Source organism: Mycobacterium sp. (assembly GCF_051006775.1).
Taxonomy (GTDB): Bacteria; Actinomycetota; Actinomycetes; order Mycobacteriales; family Mycobacteriaceae; genus Mycobacterium.
In genome coordinates this window covers 1-15,716 of sequence record NZ_JBPCSX010000185.1, presented here as the reverse complement: position 1 = coordinate 15,716, position 15,716 = coordinate 1, and the positions used below count along the sequence as shown (strand labels likewise).

Below are 15,716 nucleotides of genomic sequence, written 5' to 3'. Positions count from 1 at the left end.
GGACCGGCAAGCAGCATGTGCTCGATGCCGGCCGCGCGCGCCGCCGGCACGATGTCGGCCACCTCCGCGCCGTAGCGGGTGTCACTGCCGCAGATCACCGCGACGGTGCACTCACTCTGCGACACCGCCTCAGCGACGGTCCCAGAGGTCACGGTGCCCGGGTTAACGGTGTCGATACCGCCGGTGGCGAGAAGATTGATCGTGAAGGTGGAGCGGATGTTGTTCTCCGCCAGTGGACCCAGCGGCAGCAGCAGCACGGTGGGACGACAGCCGGTGCGGGCGAGATACGCATCGGATCGCGACCGCAGCGCTTCGAACTCGGCCGCGTAACGGTCGACGTTCGACGACGAGTCTGCCTGGACCGGCGCCTCGGAGATGTTCGGGAACTCGTTGACCCCGGTGATCGCTGTGCGCCGGTGCGCGACGTCCTCAGCGCGGCGGGCGCGCACGCTCCCGATCTCATCGGCGACATAGTCGGTGCACGCGCTGAATCCGCCGCGCGATTCGATGACCTGGAAATGCGACCACGCTTCGGCGGCGAGGCTTCGGGTGAGGTCTTCGACGTACCAGGAGCCGCCGGCGGGGTCGAGAACGCGGCCGATATGCGACTCCTCGAGCAGCAGCAGTTGGGTGTTGCGGGCGATCCGTCGGGAGAAACCCGGCGCGACCCCGGGATAGCCGCCGGCGATGGCGTCGTCGAACACCAGGACGCGGACGGTGTCGGCTCCCCCGACTCCGGCGCCGAACGCGGCTACGGTGGTGCGCAGCATGTTGACCCATGGGTCGCGGGTGGTCATCATCGCCGAAGACGTCACCGCGTGCAGTCGTACCGCTCCGCTGTCGGCCTCACCCAGAACGTCAGCCACCCGGGCCCAGATCAGACGCAACGCGCGCATCTTGGCGATCGTCATGAACTGATCGTCATCAGCGACCAGCCGAACACTGATCTGACGCAGGGCGTCGGCCGCAGTCAACCCGGCTCCGGTGAACAGCCGCAGGTATTCGGTCGCGACGGCCAGCACGCCGGCGAGTTCCCAGCCTGCGTTGGCGCCGCGATCATGGAACGCCGGGCCGTCGACGGTGACCGACCGCACACCGGGCTTGCCACCCAGCTCCGTCGCGACGGCGACGACGTCATCGACCGCAGGCGCCGGCCGCCCACTGAGCGCCGACGTCAGCGGATCCGCACCCAGGTCGATCGACATTGCGGCGCGCCTGGTCTCGTCCGCGCTTGCCACCAACGCGGTCATCGCGTGCGCAGCGGCACGGAAGTCCGCTCCCGCGTCGATGATGACGGGTGCCAGTTCCAGGTAGACGCCCTCGAGGAGACGGTCCAGTTCAGCGGGCGCGGCACCATCGGGACCGATTCGCAGCAGCAGCGCACTGACGCCGTCGACCAGCGCACCCAGCACCGCCGCATTCGCCTCGGCCACCGTTGCGCCGGATCCGTGCGCCGGGAACTCCTCGACCACCTTCCAGCCCGCCAGCACATCGCGGTGGCGGTCGCCCCCGCGGACGAATGGCCAGTGACCCGGCAGCGGGGACTCCGGAACCGCATCGAGAGCGGTGTAGAGCGGCCGGATAGCGAAGCCCTCGTAGGTCGGGGTATCCAGCACCCGCTCGGGTTCGTCGGACGGAACTGCATCTGAACCCCTGGCCAGCACGGCGGCGACGGCACCGCGCCAGCGGACGCGGGCCTCCTGCAACTCCTCCGACACAGACTCAGGCTAGATGATCAAGCGTTAGATGATCGTCCCCGTAGGGTTGGACAGCGTGAGGCGGCCCACGCTGGACTCGCTGCGCTCCGTGGCGTCGGCCACAGTCAGGGCCATGGTCAGCACCGTCCGTCAGGCGAGTCCGAGCCGCATCACGATCACTGCGGCGGCGGCTCTGGCGCTGGTTGCCATCGCGTTGTTCGTTCCGCTGCCGACGGCCGTGCAGTTGCGTGACTGGGCGAGGTCGCTGGGACCGTGGTTCCCGCTCGCCTTCCTGATCGCCCACACCGTCCTCACGGTGTTCCCGTTTCCGCGCACCGCGTTCACGCTGGCTTCCGGTCTTCTGTTCGGGCCGATGCTCGGCATCGTGATCGCGGTCACGGCGAGCACTGCCAGCGCGCTGCTGGCACTCCTGCTGGTGCGGGCGGCCGGGTGGCAGTTGAACAGGCTCGTGACACACCCCGCACTGGAGTCGGTCGACGATCGGCTGCGGACCCGCGGTTGGCCGGCGGTGTTGTCGCTGCGGTTGATCCCCGCAGTGCCGTTCTCGGTCCTGAACTACGCCGTCGGCGCCTCGGCCGTCCGGGTCTGGCCGTACCTGGCGGCGACGTTCGTCGGCGTGTTGCCCGGCACCGCCGCGGTGGTGGTGCTCGGCGACGCCTTGACGGGAACGGTCAGTCCGCTGTTGATGGTGGTGTCACTGTGCACCGCCGCTGTCGGTATCGCCGGGCTGGTGTACGAGTTCCGCGGCCTGCGGCGCCGCACCGATGGCTCCGACTGAGGTGACGGGCGCGCGCGCTTCGGCCGACGCGTTGGCAACCGCCTCGGCGATAGCCGGGTCGGTCTGGGTGGTGAACCATTCGGCGACCTCTGCGGAGTCGTCCTCGGGTTTCGGTGGATCCCCGTCGACCGGTGAGGGCTCGTACCGGAACACGCCGTCGGAGCCCGGCGTTCCGAGCAGTTTGGCGAAGCCCTGCAGTGCGGTACCGAAGTCATTGGGAATCATCCACACCTTGTTTGCCTCGCCCGCAGCCATCGCGGGAAGGGTCTGCAGGTACTGATAGGCCAGCAGTTCCGGCGTCGGCCTCGCGGCCTTGATCGCGGCGAAGGTCTTCTCGATGGCCTTCGCCTGGCCCTGCGCCTGCAGATACTGGGCGGCTCGTTCACCCTCGGCGCGCAGAATCCGCGACTGCCGTTCGCCCTCGGCGGCGAGGATGGCGGCCTGCTTGCCACCCTCGGCCGCAAGGATCTGCGCCTGCCGGGTGCCCTCCGCGGTGAGGATCATCGCCCGCTTCTCCCGGTCGGCGCGCATCTGCTTCTCCATCGAGTCCTGGATGGACGGCGGCGGGTCGATGCTGCGCAACTCCACCCGCGCCACCCGCAACCCCCACCGGCCCGTCGCTTCGTCGAGCACTCCGCGCAACTGGGCGTTGATCTTGTCGCGGCTGGTGAGCGTCTGTTCCAGCGTCATGCCGCCGACGACGTTGCGCAACGTGGTCGTGGTGAGTTGCTCGACACCGACGATGTAGTTGCTGATCTGGTAGACCGCCGCCTGGGGGTTGGTGACCTGGAAGTAGACCACCGTGTCGATGTTCACCGTGAGGTTGTCCTCGGTGATCACCGGTTGCGGCGGGAACGAGACCACCCGTTCCCGCAAGTCCACCCTGGCCCGGATGCGGTCGATGAACGGGATCAGCAGCGTCAGCTGACCCGACACCGTCTTGCTGTAGCGCCCGAGCCGCTCGATGACGGCCGCCTCGGCCTGCGGGATCAGCGCAACCGATTTGGCGACGACGATGATGGCGAAAACCACCAGCACCGCCAGCACCACCAGACCAGTGATCGCACCGTCCATGTCGGATCCCTCCCTAACTGTTCTTCCAGACGACCGCGGTCGCCCCGTCGATGTGCATGACGGTCACCTGATCGCCGGGCTCATAGACATCCTCGTCGTCGAGGGGGCGCGCGGTCCACACCTCGCCGTCGAGCTTCACCTGTCCGTGGTCGCGGCTGACCCGGTCCAGAACCAGCGCGGGCTTGCCCTCCAGCGCCTTGGCCGGTTCGGGCAACCCCTTCCCAGCGGTCAGCCGACGCCGCAGGGCGGGGCGCACCACGGCCAGCAGCAGGACCGAGACCACCAGAAACACCAGGCCGTCGACCCACACCGGCAGATCCGACAACCAATTGACGCCGGCGGCCGCCAGCGCGCCACCGCTGAGCATGAGCAGGAACATGTCGCCGGTCAGCGCCTCGGCAGCCGCCAGCCCAACAGCCGCAACCAACCAGATCACCGCAATGGACATGGCTCCACGATACGCAGAATTCGACCCGCCGCGGGTGCTGACCGTTTGAATCATGAGCCACTACACTCAGCAACCATCATGTGGTGCCCGAGTGTGTCGCTGTCGGTGTGGGCCAATGCCTGGTTGGCCGGTCATGCCGCACCCGATGACGTTCTCGACGCATTATCCCTTTGGGCCCCAAGACATTCCGTGACCGCCTATGACGCTGTCGCCGCGGGCCGGACCGGGCTGCCGTGGCCGGATGTCTATGACGGCGGCGCGATGTCGATGTTGCAGACCGTTCGCACCGCGGCCGGGCCGCGATCGGACGGACCGCGACTTCCCGCGGTCGGGGTGCTGCTACCGGTGCCCGGCGATGTCCGCGGCTTGGCTCCGGGCACCCAGTTCCAGCGCGACGCCCTTGAGGTCGGTGAGGCCCTGGTGGTAACCACCCCCCAGGGCGAGAGCATCGGCGCAGTCCCGGTATTCGAGTATGACGGGGATTTCGACGACGAGGGCGAGGCCACCGTGGACCCGGCGGACGTCACGCTCTCCTGGTCGGTGTATTCGATCCCGGTGGTGCCGCCGATCGAGCAGTCCGATCTCGGCGAGGCCGAGTACTCGCTGCGGTCAGCCATCCGCACCGCGACCGAGGCGCTGGGCAGCCTGCAACTGGCCGACACCGGCGGCGCTGATCCCCGGGCGCTCGTGGAAGAGGTGATCCAGGCCGGAAGCCTGCACGGCGTTCCGGATCACGCCCCGACCCGTGCGGTCCGGGTGCTGTCCACCGCCGCGCACGTCGACGCCATCATCACGGTGAGCACCGGACCGGTCCCGATCAGCACCCACAGTGCCTCCGCCGCCCATATCGCCGACACAGCACTGAGGCCGTTGATTTCGGTGGTGCGCTCAGCCCGGGTGGCTGCGGTCAGCGCGATCCTGCACTCGGCCTGGCAGTAGTCCGACGACGATGCGGGCGGTTACGCCCGAGGAGGAGCCGGACCACCGGGTCTAGTCGCAGCAGCGGCAGCCGTCGCCTCACATTCGATGGTGCAGTAGCGGCCGTTGACGCTTGCCCCGTAACCCGGAACGGGTTCGGCACCAACCACCCTGGATGGCGGTCTCCCCTGCTGCACCTCATCGATCAGATCCAGCGCGAGGCGCGCGAAACGTGGCTGTGCGTTGGGTGTCGTCGCCCGAGCGATTGCAACTCCCAGTTCGGCGGCCTGGACCGCCAGTTCGTTATCGAGATCCCAGATCACCTCGATGTGGTCGGAGACGAACCCGATCGGACAGACCACTATCGCCTCTACACCGGCCTCCGCGAGTGTCGAAAGATGATCGCCCACATCTGGTTCCAGCCAGGGCACCTGCGGTGGCCCCGACCGCGACTGCCATACGACGTCGTAGTCGGAGTACCCGGCGGCCGCGGCGACCAACCCCGATGCATAGCCGACCTGGCGTGAGTAGAGATCAGGCCCACACCGGTTGGCCGCACGCAGCGGAATCGAGTGGGCGGTGAAGACCAGTCGCGCATTCGCGCGCAGGGCTTCCGGCAGTGTCAACACGGCTTCGGCAATTGCGTCGGCGAACATTTCGACGAGCAACGGATGATCAAAGTACTGACGGAGTTTGATCAGTTCCGGAGCGTCCTCACCGGTGGCGGCACGGGCGCGGGTGATGTCCTCCTGATACTGCGCGCACCCGGAGTAACCGCCCCAGGCCGATGTGCTGAAGACCGCGGCACGAGCGATGCCGTCAGCGCGCATCTGCGCGACGGCGTCCTCGATGAATGGATCCCAGTTGCGGTTACCGAAGTACACCGGCAGATCCTGGCCGCGATCGGCGAGCTCACCGCGGATCACCTCGATCAGGTCGCGGTTGATCGCGTTGATCGGTGACACACCACCGAAGTGCAGATAGTGCTCGGCGACGGATGCCAGTCGCTCCCTCGGGATTCCGCGCCCGCGGGTGACGTTCTCCAAGAACGGCATGACTTGCTCCGGACCCTCGGGGCCACCGAAGGACAGCAGCAGCAGCGCATCGAACTGGCCGGACATCTACAACAACTGCGTGCTGGCGCCGCCGTCGGCGTAGATCACGGTGCCGGTGGTGGCGGGCAGCCAATCCGACATCAGTGCGCAGACTGTTTTGGCGACCGCGGTCGGATCCTTCATGTCCCATCCCAGCGGAGCCCGCTGGTCCCAGCCCTCCTCGAGCATGCCCATCTCGTCCTTGAACTGATCTCCCAGCGCGCCGCCCATGATGGCGCTCATCGCCAGTGTCCGGATCGGACCCGCCGCAACGAGATTGGAACGCACACCGACCTTGCCGGCTTCACGGGCGACGAACCGGTTGATCGACTCCAGGGCGCTCTTGGCCACCGTCATCCAGTTGTAGGCCGGCATCGCCCGGGTGGGATCGAAATCCATTCCCACGATCCCACCACCGGGGTTCATGATCGGCAGAACGGCTTTGGCCAGCGAGGCATACGAGTACGCCGACACGTGGATGCCCCGGGACACGTCCTCGTAGGGGGCGTCGAAGAACGGGTTGATCCCCATGCCGCTGGGCGGCATGTTGCCGATCGAGTGGACGACACCGTCGAGTTTGTTGCCCGTGCCGATCACCTCGGCGATCCGGCCTGCAAGCGAATCAAGATGGGAGTCATCGCACACATTCAACTCGAGCAGTGGCGCCGGATTGGGCAGTCGGTCAGCGATCCGACGGATCAGCTTCATCCGGTCGTATCCGGTGAGCACCACCTCGGCTCCGGCCTCCTGTGCCACCTTCGCGATGTGGAACGCGATTGACGAGTCGGTGATGATCCCCGTGACGAGGACGCGCTTACCTTCGAGAATTCCTGCCATTTCAGTCCTTTCCAGTGGCCGAAGACCTAGTGGCCGGCCTTAATGCCCCATGCCCATGCCGCCGTCGACCGGGATCACCGCTCCGGCGATGTACCCGGCGTCCTCTGATGCCAGGAAGCTGACGGCGCCGGCGACGTCGTCCGCGGTACCGATCCGTTTGGCCGGGATGAACTCGAGGGCGCCTTCCCGGACCCGCTCGTCCATCTCGCGGGTCATATCGGTGTCGATCATCCCGGGGGCCACAACATTAGCGGTCACACCGGCCTTGGACATTTCACGGGATATCGACCGTGCCATCCCGATCAGACCGGCCTTGGAAGCCGCGTAGTTGGACTGGTTGCCGATACCCCACATGCCGGAGACTGACCCGACGAAGATCATCCGGCCGAACCGGTTGCGCTGCATGCTGCGCGATGCCCGCTGCGCCATCCGGAAGGCCCCGGTGAGGTTGGCATCGATGACCTTTGCGAACCGCTCCTCGGTCATCCGGATCATGAACGCGTCCGCGGTGATACCGGCGTTGGAGACCAGCACCTCGACCGGTCCCTGGTGCTCCTCGACCGCGGTGAAGGCCCGGTCGACGGCCTCGTTGTCGGTGACGTCGCACTCGACGCCGAACAGCCCCTCGGGGGCACCGGACCCGCGGTGGGTGACGGCGACCTTATGCCCGTCGGCGGCAAGGCGGCGGGCGATGGCCAGGCCGATTCCCCGGTTGCCACCGGTGACCAGCACCGAACGGGAAACGAAAGGGGGTCTAGTCATGTCCGTCAACTTAGTGCCTGGCGCCGGTCTTACCGAAACCGACACCACGGCTGTGCCCGAAACCCGAACCGCGGCCCTTCAGAGAGATCTCGCGGGGGCGTCAGCCCGGCAGACGGCGGTTGATCAGCAGCGCAGCCAGCGCCGACAGGGCCAGCGCCAGTGCGCCCAGTCGCAGCCAACCCACGCTGGCATCGCCCTTGACCGTCTCGTACCCGATCTGGTCCTGCAGCGAGGTGAACACTTCTTTGAGCTGCTCGAGGCTTGATGCGCTGTAATGCGTGCCGTCGGAGAGTTGGGAGATCTTCTTGAGCATGTCCTGGTCGACCGGGACGGGCTGACGCTGATCGTTGATGTCGACGTAGCCGTTGGGCGTGCCGAAGGACACCGTGGAGATCGGTACGCCCTGATCCTTGGCGGTGCGCGCCGCGGTGAACGCACCCTTCGGGTTGTCCGGGTTGGATGGCACCGTCTCCTTGCCATCCGACATCAGCACGATGCGCGCCGGCGGCAGGCCGTCGCCGCCACCGAGGACGGCGCCGACGGTGGCGATGGCCTGCAGTCCGGTGAAGATCGCCTCACCGGTCGCAGTGCGGTCGGCGAGCTGAAGTTTGTCGATCGCCAATTTGGTGGCTTCGCGGTTGGTCGTCGGGGACACCAGCACGGTGGCGGTGCCGGCGTACGCGATCAATCCGAGATTGATACCGGGGGTCAGTTGGTCGGCGAACTGCTTGGCGGCTACCTGCGCGGCAGCCAGCCGGCTCGGCTCGACATCGGTGGCCCGCATCGATTGCGACACGTCGATCGTCAGCATCACCACCGCACGGTTACGCGGGACCCTGACGTTGTTCTGCGGACCTGCCATAGCGATCGTCAGCAGCAGCAGTGAGGCGATCATCAGAATCGCCGACAGGTGCCGCCACTTGTTAGGCCGTTTGGGCGCAACGCTTTCCAGCAGCTCCATGTTGGCGAACCTCAGGATGCGCTTCTGGCGGGCGAGCTGCATATAGACGTACAGCGCCGCCAATGCGGCCACCACCGCCAGGAAAAGGAAGAACCACGGATAGGCGAAATCGGTGAGCGACATCGGGCCCAGCAACGGAATTCTCATCGCAGATCCTGCTTCTCGCTCATGAACCCGTCAGCGCCCCGCGCCGCCGTGATGCGACGAAGCGCACGGTGTCGGCGATCCAGTCCCGGTCGGTTCGCAACGTCATCAGTGGTGCGCCGCAGCGGCGCAACGTTCGTGCCACTTCCTCGCGGTGGGCCGCCGCGGCCCTGGCGAAATCGTCGCGCAACTGTTCGTCGATGGTGAATTCGCGGGTCACGCCGGATTCGGTGTCCTGCAGGATCACGTCACCGACATCGGGAAGCTCAACATCTCGGGGGTCCAGAACCTCTATGCCGAGGACTTCGTGCCGGGCACCGATCGCGCGCAACGGTCGCATCCAGTTGATCGGTCCGAGGAAGTCGCTGATGATCACAGCCATTCCCCGCCGCCGCTCCGGGCGGCGCAGCGCGTCGATGGCGGCAGACAGGTCGCCGCGCACACCCAGCGGCGCCCGCGGCGCGGTGGCGATCGCACGTAGCAGTGTCTGCTCATGCTGGCGGCCGCCCCGGGCCGGGATCCGAATCACGTTCTCGCCGTTGGCGATCACCGCGCCGATCCGGTTGCCGCCACCACTGTTGAGGTAGGTGATCGCGGCGGCCGCGGCCACTGCCAGATCGCGCTTCTCGCAACCGGTGGTGCCGAAGTCGAGACTGGCCGACACGTCGACCACCAGCCAGGTCTCGAGTTCGCGATCGGCGATCATCTGCCGGACATGCGGCTGGGTGGTGCGGGCGGTCACCGACCAGTCCATCCGGCGGACGTCGTCACCGGGCTGGTACGTCCGGGACTCCCCGGGCTCAGAACCCGGGCCGGGGATCAGACCCTGGTGATTTCCCTGCAGCACACCGTCGAGCTTGCGCCGCACGGTGAGTTCCAGGGTGCGCAGGGCCGCCGAGAGTTTCGCGTCACCGATCTCCCCGCGTTGAAATGACGGCGGGTGAACGGTGTCAGAGTCGGTCACCGACTGTTGGCGCCGGCCACCGGCGCCCCGCCGGGTCCGGCAGGCCCGGCGGCAGGCGGAGCGCCCACCGGCGGCACCGGCTGGCCCTGCTGCGGAACCGCGTTCACCTGGGGCAGTCCGACGGTCTGCAGGATCCGGGCGATCACAGTCTCAGCCTTGACGTCATCGGCGAGCGCGTCATAGGTCAACACCAGCCGGTGCCGCAGCACGTCCGGGATGACGTCGACGACGTCCTGCGGGATCACGTAGTCGCGGCCGCGGACCAGCGCCAGCGCCCGGCTGGCGGCGATGATGCCCAGCGAGGCGCGGGGCGAGGCGCCGAAGGCGATCCAGGTCTTGACGTCGGGCATGCCGAACTGCTCGGGAACGCGGGTGGCGGTCACGACCCGGACCACGTAGTCGACCAGGGCGTGGTGAACGAAGACGTTGGCGGCGGCATCCTGCAGGCGGAGCAGGTCGCCGGTTTCGAGGATCTGCTTGGGCTCCGGTGGGGTGACGCCCATCCGGTAGATGATCTCGCGCTCCTCCTCCGGGGAGGGGTAGCCGACGTTGATCTTGAACAGGAACCGGTCCCGCTGGGCCTCCGGCAGCGGGTAGACACCTTCGTTCTCGATCGGGTTCTGTGTCGCCATCACCAGGAAGGGCTTGGGCAGCGGGTAGGTCTTGCCGCCGATGGAGATCTTGCGCTCGGCCATCACCTCGAGCAGAGCGGACTGGACCTTCGCCGGGGCGCGGTTGATCTCATCGGCGAGCAGGAAATTGCAGACCACCGGGCCCAGTTCGATGTCGAACTCCTCGCGGCCCTGGCGGTAGATCCGGGTGCCGATGATGTCGGTGGGGACCAGGTCGGGGGTGAACTGGATACGCGAGAACGTGCCCCCGACCACCTTGGCGAAGGTCTCCACGGCCAGCGTCTTCGCCACCCCGGGAACGCCCTCGAGCAGCACATGCCCCTTCGCCAGAAGGCCTACCAGAATCCGCTCGACCAGCTGGTCCTGGCCGACGATGATGCGCTTGACCTCGAAGATCGCCCGCTCGAGGAGGTTGACATCACCGGCCAGCCCATTACCGCCGGACGGCGGCGCGGCGTGGCTCGGTCCGGCGTTGCCACCTGGTGACGTCATCAAGTTCCTCCACAGCTGCTATTGGTTTGCGGGCACGGTGCCCGATGTGCGCGGGGCGCGTTGCCCGATGTGCGCGGAGCGCGGTGCCCGACGACAACTATTCCAGGCGTTTCTGAATCCGTCGACGTGGGTGTTCGCTGGCGCGTCCCCCGCGTTGGCTAGGTCTCGATGATCCGGGTCAGGTAGGGCGTCATACCCGCGGTGCGGACCGGACTGACGGTGACCTGCCCGGCGGCCGACGAGGCCTCCATCATCTGTCCGTTGCCCAGATAGATGGTGACGTGCTGGGTGCCCTGGGGCCCGTAGAAGATCAGATCGCCACGCTTGGCCTGCGACGGCGGGATGTGGCGGCCGGCGGTGTACTGGTCGCCGGAGTACTTCGGGATCTGGACGCCGACACCGGCGAACGCGTACCGGACGAAGCCAGAGCAGTCGTAGCCGACCTTGCCGGCATCCTGCTCGACCCCCTCGCTCGGTCCGTTCATCGCACCGCCACCCCAGGAGTACGGCACGCCGCGCTGCGACGCCCCGCGCTTGATCACGTACTCGATGGCTTGCGGGCCGCGCACACGCCCACCCGGCAGAGCGGACGGGCTACCGCCGATACCCAGGCCTGCGAGGAACTTGCGCCCGAGGTCCATCGTCGCCTGGGCGGCCTGCTGGGTGAACGCCAGCGAAGCCTGCGCGACCGCGACCGGATCACCCGGCGCACCCGCACTGATGACCTTGGGCAGGGTCGGGTCCCAACCCGGATCTGCGGCTGCAGTCGGCGACAGCCCCAGCGAAAGACCGGCGGCAACCACCAGTGCCACCGAAGCACGCAGCAACCGAGAAACGTTGCCGGACATGGCTACTCCATCACCATTCGATGTAACGCACGACAAATGGGGTCATGCCGCCGGTCCGCACCGGCGCGATCCGGACGGTCGCTCCGGTGTAGGGCGCTTCCAGCATCTGGTTGTTACCGAGGTAGAGCGCAACGTGCTGACTGCCGCCGGGACCGTAGAAGATGACGTCGCCGCGGCGCATCTGCGAGGACGGGATCTGCCGACCCATCTGGTACTGCGAACCCGAATAGTGCGGCAGCTTGATGCCGGCGCCGGCAAACGCGTAGAGCACCAGGCCCGAGCAGTCGAAGCCCATGGTTCCGGAACCCTCGTCGATGCCATAGCTGGGACCGGCCGCGGTGCCGCCGCCCCACGAATAGGGCACACCGATCTGGGACTGGCCCCGCTTGATGACGTACTCGATGGCCTGATTGCCGTACACCATCGGGATACCGCCGCCGTTGGTGATGCCGGTGTCGGTGGGCTTGATGATGCCGAGCTGCTGCAGGAACTGCTTACCGAGCTGCTGGGTCACCTGCATCGAGTTCTGGGCGATCTGCAGGATCGCATTGATGATCTGGACCGGGTCACCGGACAGGAAGGCGCTCGGGATCGCCGGCAGGGTCAGGTCCCATTCCGAGGCCTTGCCGTACGGAACCTTGACCGCGGCGGTCGGACCCGAGCCTGAAGCGGCCGGATCCCAGCGATCACCGGAGGACGGATCGGCGGGTTTGGCCGGCGGCACAGCCTGGCCGACTGCACCGATGCTGCCCGGGGGCATCGCGGCGGACACCGGGGCCGCCGGCGTGGACCAGGCCCGCGCGGCATCCAGCTTGCGTTGAGCCTCCTTGCGTTCGGCCGCCAGCTGATTGATCTCGACCTGCTGCTCCCGGAACTTCTGCTGGACGGTCTTGAGGGCTTCGACCGCCGAATCCTGGCTGCTCTTGGCATCCAGTACGGCCTGGTCGGCCTTCTCCTTGGCCAGTCGGGCAACGGCATCCTTGTTGACCACATCGGTGCGGGCCCGCTCAAGTCCGTTCATCACCTGCTGTGAGCTGTGCACCAGGGTCTGGCTTGCGCTGGCGGTGGAGATCATCTCGTCGGGGGTACGCGCCAGCACCAGCGCGGCCGACGGCCCGTTGATATAGGTGGAGGCCGCGAATGCGTCGAACTTGCGCTGCGCGTCGACGATGGCCGCACTGGCGTCCTTGACGGCCAGCCGGCTCGCGTCGACCTCCTGGGCTGCCGCCGTCGCCGCTTCGCGGGCGTCCTGCACCTCGACGATGGCCTTATTCACGCTCTCCTGCTGGATCTGCACCTGGGCGCTGATGTCCTGCAGCCTCTGGTTGGCGTCGGCGACCGCACCGACCAGTGCGGAGAGGCTGTTGGGGTTTTGTTCCGGCTCGGCCTGGGCCAGGCCCGGAACCGCCACCGTCATTGCAACACTGAGGGTCAGCGGGCCGACGGCCCGGCGTGCCCGTGCGGCCGTGCCGCCGAGGGAAGGGCTCATGCGAGGGCTCATACGTCTCTGACTCCTAAGCTTCACGTGCAGTCACTTCTGTAACTCAAGTCACATGAGCCACATCAATAACACTGGCGACAATTGCACCGTACGTCACGCTTGTCGCAGGCGAAACTCCGTGCAAAAATTACACGTTTGTCTTTCCGCAGGTGTGACCGAATAGTGATCTTATGGAATTGCCATAACTATCTATTTATGCAGGTCGGAATTTTTTTTGGTCGAACTGGGCCGTGCCGCCCAATTACGCAATACGCGCGTCGCGACGGACGCTGCGCCGACCGCGATAACGAGAAAGATGGTGAAACCCGTCCACGGAAAAATGGGGGTACTCAACTGATCAACGAAATTCTGCGCACCCTGCACGGGATTGGGCGCGAGCTTGGCCACATCCTGGCCGGCTTCCAGCAGCACCCGGTCATATTGGGTGCTGGAGGTCCCGGCCCATCCGGGGCTGAGCACGAGCACCGTGGAACCTGGATGATCCACTGCCACCTGGCTGGCGATATCGCGCAGCGGAGTGTCGATCGGCGGGCTCTTCTCCATCACGATCACCTTGAGATCGATTCCCCGATCCCGGGCGCCGGCGACCACTTTCTCCAGCCCGGCGACATCGGCGGCGGGAGCGGCGATTCCATCCTCGGCGATGTCGGCCTTGACCTTGCCCATGCACGTGTCCAGAGGGGTGGACACCTCCAGACCGACGGCGCTACAGACCTCCACGGGGATGTATGTCGGCGGATGCAGCATCGTCACGACTCCAGACCGTACCGCCGGAAACGCCAGGGGTTGGCAACACGCGCCGAGGGAGACCAGACTGTGTCCCGATGGCCCCTGACCAGGGGTGCGCCTCCTAGTAGGACAACCGTACTGCTAGTGTCCATCTTGCCCGCCAACCGAGGCCGTTGACGGGGACGACCCCAGAAAACAACGTAAGCCGGGAGTTGATGTGAGCAGCGTGAATCCGTCCTTGAACTCATTTGGAGCCCGCGACACCCTCAAGGTCGGGGACAACAGCTACGAGATCTACCGACTCGACGCGGTCCCGGGCACCGAGAAGCTGCCCTACAGCCTGAAGGTGCTGGCCGAGAACCTGCTGCGAACCGAGGACGGCGCCAACATCACCGCCGACCACATCCGCGCGATCGCTGACTGGGATCCCGCCGCCGAGCCGAGCATCGAGATCCAGTTCACCCCGGCCCGGGTGATCATGCAGGACTTCACCGGCGTGCCCTGCATCGTCGACCTGGCCACCATGCGCGAAGCCGTCACCGCCCTCGGCGGCGATCCCGAGAAGGTCAACCCGCTGGCACCGGCGGAACTGGTGATCGACCACTCGGTGATCCTGGACTTCTTCGGCAGCGCCGACGCATACGAGCGCAACGTCGCGCTGGAATATGAGCGCAACGGCGAGCGCTACCAATTCCTGCGCTGGGGACAGGGCGCCTTTGATGACTTCAAGGCCGTCCCGCCCGGCACCGGCATCGTCCACCAGGTCAACATCGAATACCTGGCGCGGGTGGTCTTCGAACGCGATGGGGTCGCCTACCCGGACACCTGCGTCGGCACCGACAGCCACACCACCATGGTCAACGGCCTCGGCGTACTGGGCTGGGGCGTCGGCGGTATCGAGGCCGAGGCCGCCATGCTGGGCCAGCCGGTCTCGATGCTCATCCCCCGCGTCGTCGGCTTCAAGCTGACCGGTGAGATCAAGCCCGGCGTCACCGCCACCGACGTCGTGCTCACGGTCACCGACATGCTGCGCAAGCACGGTGTGGTCGGCAAGTTCGTCGAGTTCTACGGAAAAGGTGTGGCCGAGGTGCCGCTGGCCAACCGGGCCACCCTGGGCAATATGAGCCCCGAATTCGGTTCCACCGCAGCGATGTTCCCCATTGACGAAGAGACCATCAAGTACCTCCGGCTGACCGGACGTAGTGACGAGCAACTCGCACTGGTCGAGGCCTACGCCAAGACGCAGGGCATGTGGCACGACCCCAATCACGAGCCAACGTTCTCCGAGTACCTCGAACTGGACCTGTCGACGGTGGTGCCCTCGATCGCCGGCCCGAAGCGGCCTCAGGATCGCATCGAGTTGAGCGACGCGAAGAACGCGTTCCGCAAGGACATCCACAACTACGTCGTGGAGAACCATCCGGCGCCGCAGACCAAACTCGACGAGACCGACGAGGAGTCCTTCCCGGCCAGTGACTCGGCGGCACTGTCCTTCGCCGACGACGGCGCGGTGGACGCGCGGCCGTCGGCGGCCAACGGATCCCACGGCCGTCCGAGCAAGCCGGTACAGGTGAAGTCAGCGGAGCGCGGCGAGTTCATCCTCGATCACGGCGCGGTTGTCGTAACCGGAATCACCTCGTGCACCAACACCTCCAACCCGTCGGTCATGCTCGGCGCCGCTCTGCTTGCCAAGAAGGCCGTCGAGAAAGGGGTGACCACCAACCCGTGGGTCAAGACCAACATGGCACCGGGTTCACAGGTGGTCACTGACTACTACGAGAAGGCCGGCCTCTGGCCGTACCTGGAGAAGCTGGGC

The 15,716-nt window shown here is 66.6% G+C and carries 15 protein-coding genes; 3 read left to right on the top strand and 12 right to left on the bottom strand.

All coding sequences use genetic code 11. The features are described 5' to 3' along the window. Positions 1–1,718, bottom strand: a 1,718-nt coding sequence (gene mutA, locus ACR2JI_RS13550) for a methylmalonyl-CoA mutase small subunit (RefSeq protein ID WP_526390762.1), incomplete at its 3' end; no start/stop codon positions are given. Between the two features lie 112 nt (positions 1,719–1,830). Between mutA and ACR2JI_RS13545 the strand changes: the two genes are divergently transcribed. Then, a complete protein-coding gene (locus ACR2JI_RS13545; RefSeq protein WP_526390766.1) occupies positions 1,831–2,496 on the top strand; it encodes a TVP38/TMEM64 family protein in 666 nt (221 codons plus the stop codon). Here the strand turns inward: ACR2JI_RS13545 and ACR2JI_RS13540 are convergent. Further along, complete coding sequence (locus tag ACR2JI_RS13540; RefSeq protein WP_526390760.1) at positions 2,413–3,570, bottom strand: SPFH domain-containing protein; 1,158 nt, start codon at positions 3,568–3,570, stop codon at positions 2,413–2,415. The genes ACR2JI_RS13545 and ACR2JI_RS13540 overlap by 84 nt on opposite strands. Positions 3,571–3,583: 13 nt before the next feature. Beyond that, positions 3,584–4,018: an NfeD family protein gene (locus tag ACR2JI_RS13535; RefSeq protein WP_526390758.1), complete on the bottom strand. Its 435-nt coding sequence runs from the start codon at positions 4,016–4,018 to the stop codon at positions 3,584–3,586. Positions 4,019–4,096: 78 nt separating this feature from the next. Between ACR2JI_RS13535 and ACR2JI_RS13530 the strand changes: the two genes are divergently transcribed. Continuing rightward, positions 4,097–4,957 carry an Rv1486c family protein gene (locus tag ACR2JI_RS13530; protein WP_526390756.1) on the top strand — a complete coding sequence of 287 codons (861 nt, stop codon included), beginning with the start codon at positions 4,097–4,099 and terminating at the stop codon, positions 4,955–4,957. 20 nt (positions 4,958–4,977) lie between these two features. Here the strand turns inward: ACR2JI_RS13530 and ACR2JI_RS13525 are convergent, their stop codons facing one another. From ACR2JI_RS13525 to ACR2JI_RS13485, 9 genes are all read right to left on the bottom strand, one after another. Beyond that, positions 4,978–6,057 (bottom strand): ferrochelatase, encoded by a 1,080-nt coding sequence (locus ACR2JI_RS13525; protein ID WP_526390754.1) that lies wholly within the window; start codon positions 6,055–6,057, stop codon positions 4,978–4,980. Next, positions 6,058–6,867, bottom strand: a complete 810-nt coding sequence (inhA, locus tag ACR2JI_RS13520) for an NADH-dependent enoyl-ACP reductase InhA (RefSeq protein ID WP_526390752.1) — start codon at positions 6,865–6,867, stop codon at positions 6,058–6,060. Between the two features lie 39 nt (positions 6,868–6,906). Further along, positions 6,907–7,629, bottom strand: a complete 723-nt coding sequence (gene fabG1, locus ACR2JI_RS13515; protein WP_526390750.1) for a 3-oxoacyl-ACP reductase FabG1 — start codon at positions 7,627–7,629, stop codon at positions 6,907–6,909. Between the two features lie 100 nt (positions 7,630–7,729). After that, positions 7,730–8,737 (bottom strand): vWA domain-containing protein, encoded by a 1,008-nt coding sequence (locus ACR2JI_RS13510; RefSeq protein ID WP_526390748.1) that lies wholly within the window; start codon positions 8,735–8,737, stop codon positions 7,730–7,732. Between the two features lie 19 nt (positions 8,738–8,756). Continuing rightward, entirely contained in the window at positions 8,757–9,698 is a 942-nt protein-coding gene (locus ACR2JI_RS13505) for a DUF58 domain-containing protein (protein ID WP_526390746.1), read from the bottom strand. Further along, entirely contained in the window at positions 9,695–10,822 is a 1,128-nt protein-coding gene (gene moxR1, locus ACR2JI_RS13500) for a chaperone MoxR1 (protein ID WP_526390744.1), read from the bottom strand. Before moxR1 ends, ACR2JI_RS13505 begins: the two co-directional genes overlap by 4 nt. A gap of 158 nt (positions 10,823–10,980) precedes the next feature. Beyond that, positions 10,981–11,670, bottom strand: coding sequence for an NlpC/P60 family peptidoglycan endopeptidase RipB (gene ripB, locus ACR2JI_RS13495; protein ID WP_526390742.1), 690 nt, complete (start codon positions 11,668–11,670; stop codon positions 10,981–10,983). Positions 11,671–11,680: 10 nt separating this feature from the next. Then, positions 11,681–13,159 (bottom strand): NlpC/P60 family peptidoglycan endopeptidase RipA, encoded by a 1,479-nt coding sequence (gene ripA / locus ACR2JI_RS13490; RefSeq protein WP_526390740.1) that lies wholly within the window; start codon positions 13,157–13,159, stop codon positions 11,681–11,683. Between the two features lie 201 nt (positions 13,160–13,360). After that, positions 13,361–13,918: an Rv1476 family membrane protein gene (locus tag ACR2JI_RS13485; RefSeq protein WP_526390764.1), complete on the bottom strand. Its 558-nt coding sequence runs from the start codon at positions 13,916–13,918 to the stop codon at positions 13,361–13,363. 208 nt (positions 13,919–14,126) lie between these two features. Here ACR2JI_RS13485 and ACR2JI_RS13480 point away from each other — a divergent pair. Continuing rightward, positions 14,127–15,716: aconitate hydratase (locus ACR2JI_RS13480; RefSeq protein ID WP_526390738.1), on the top strand; the 1,590-nt coding region annotated here is incomplete at its 3' end.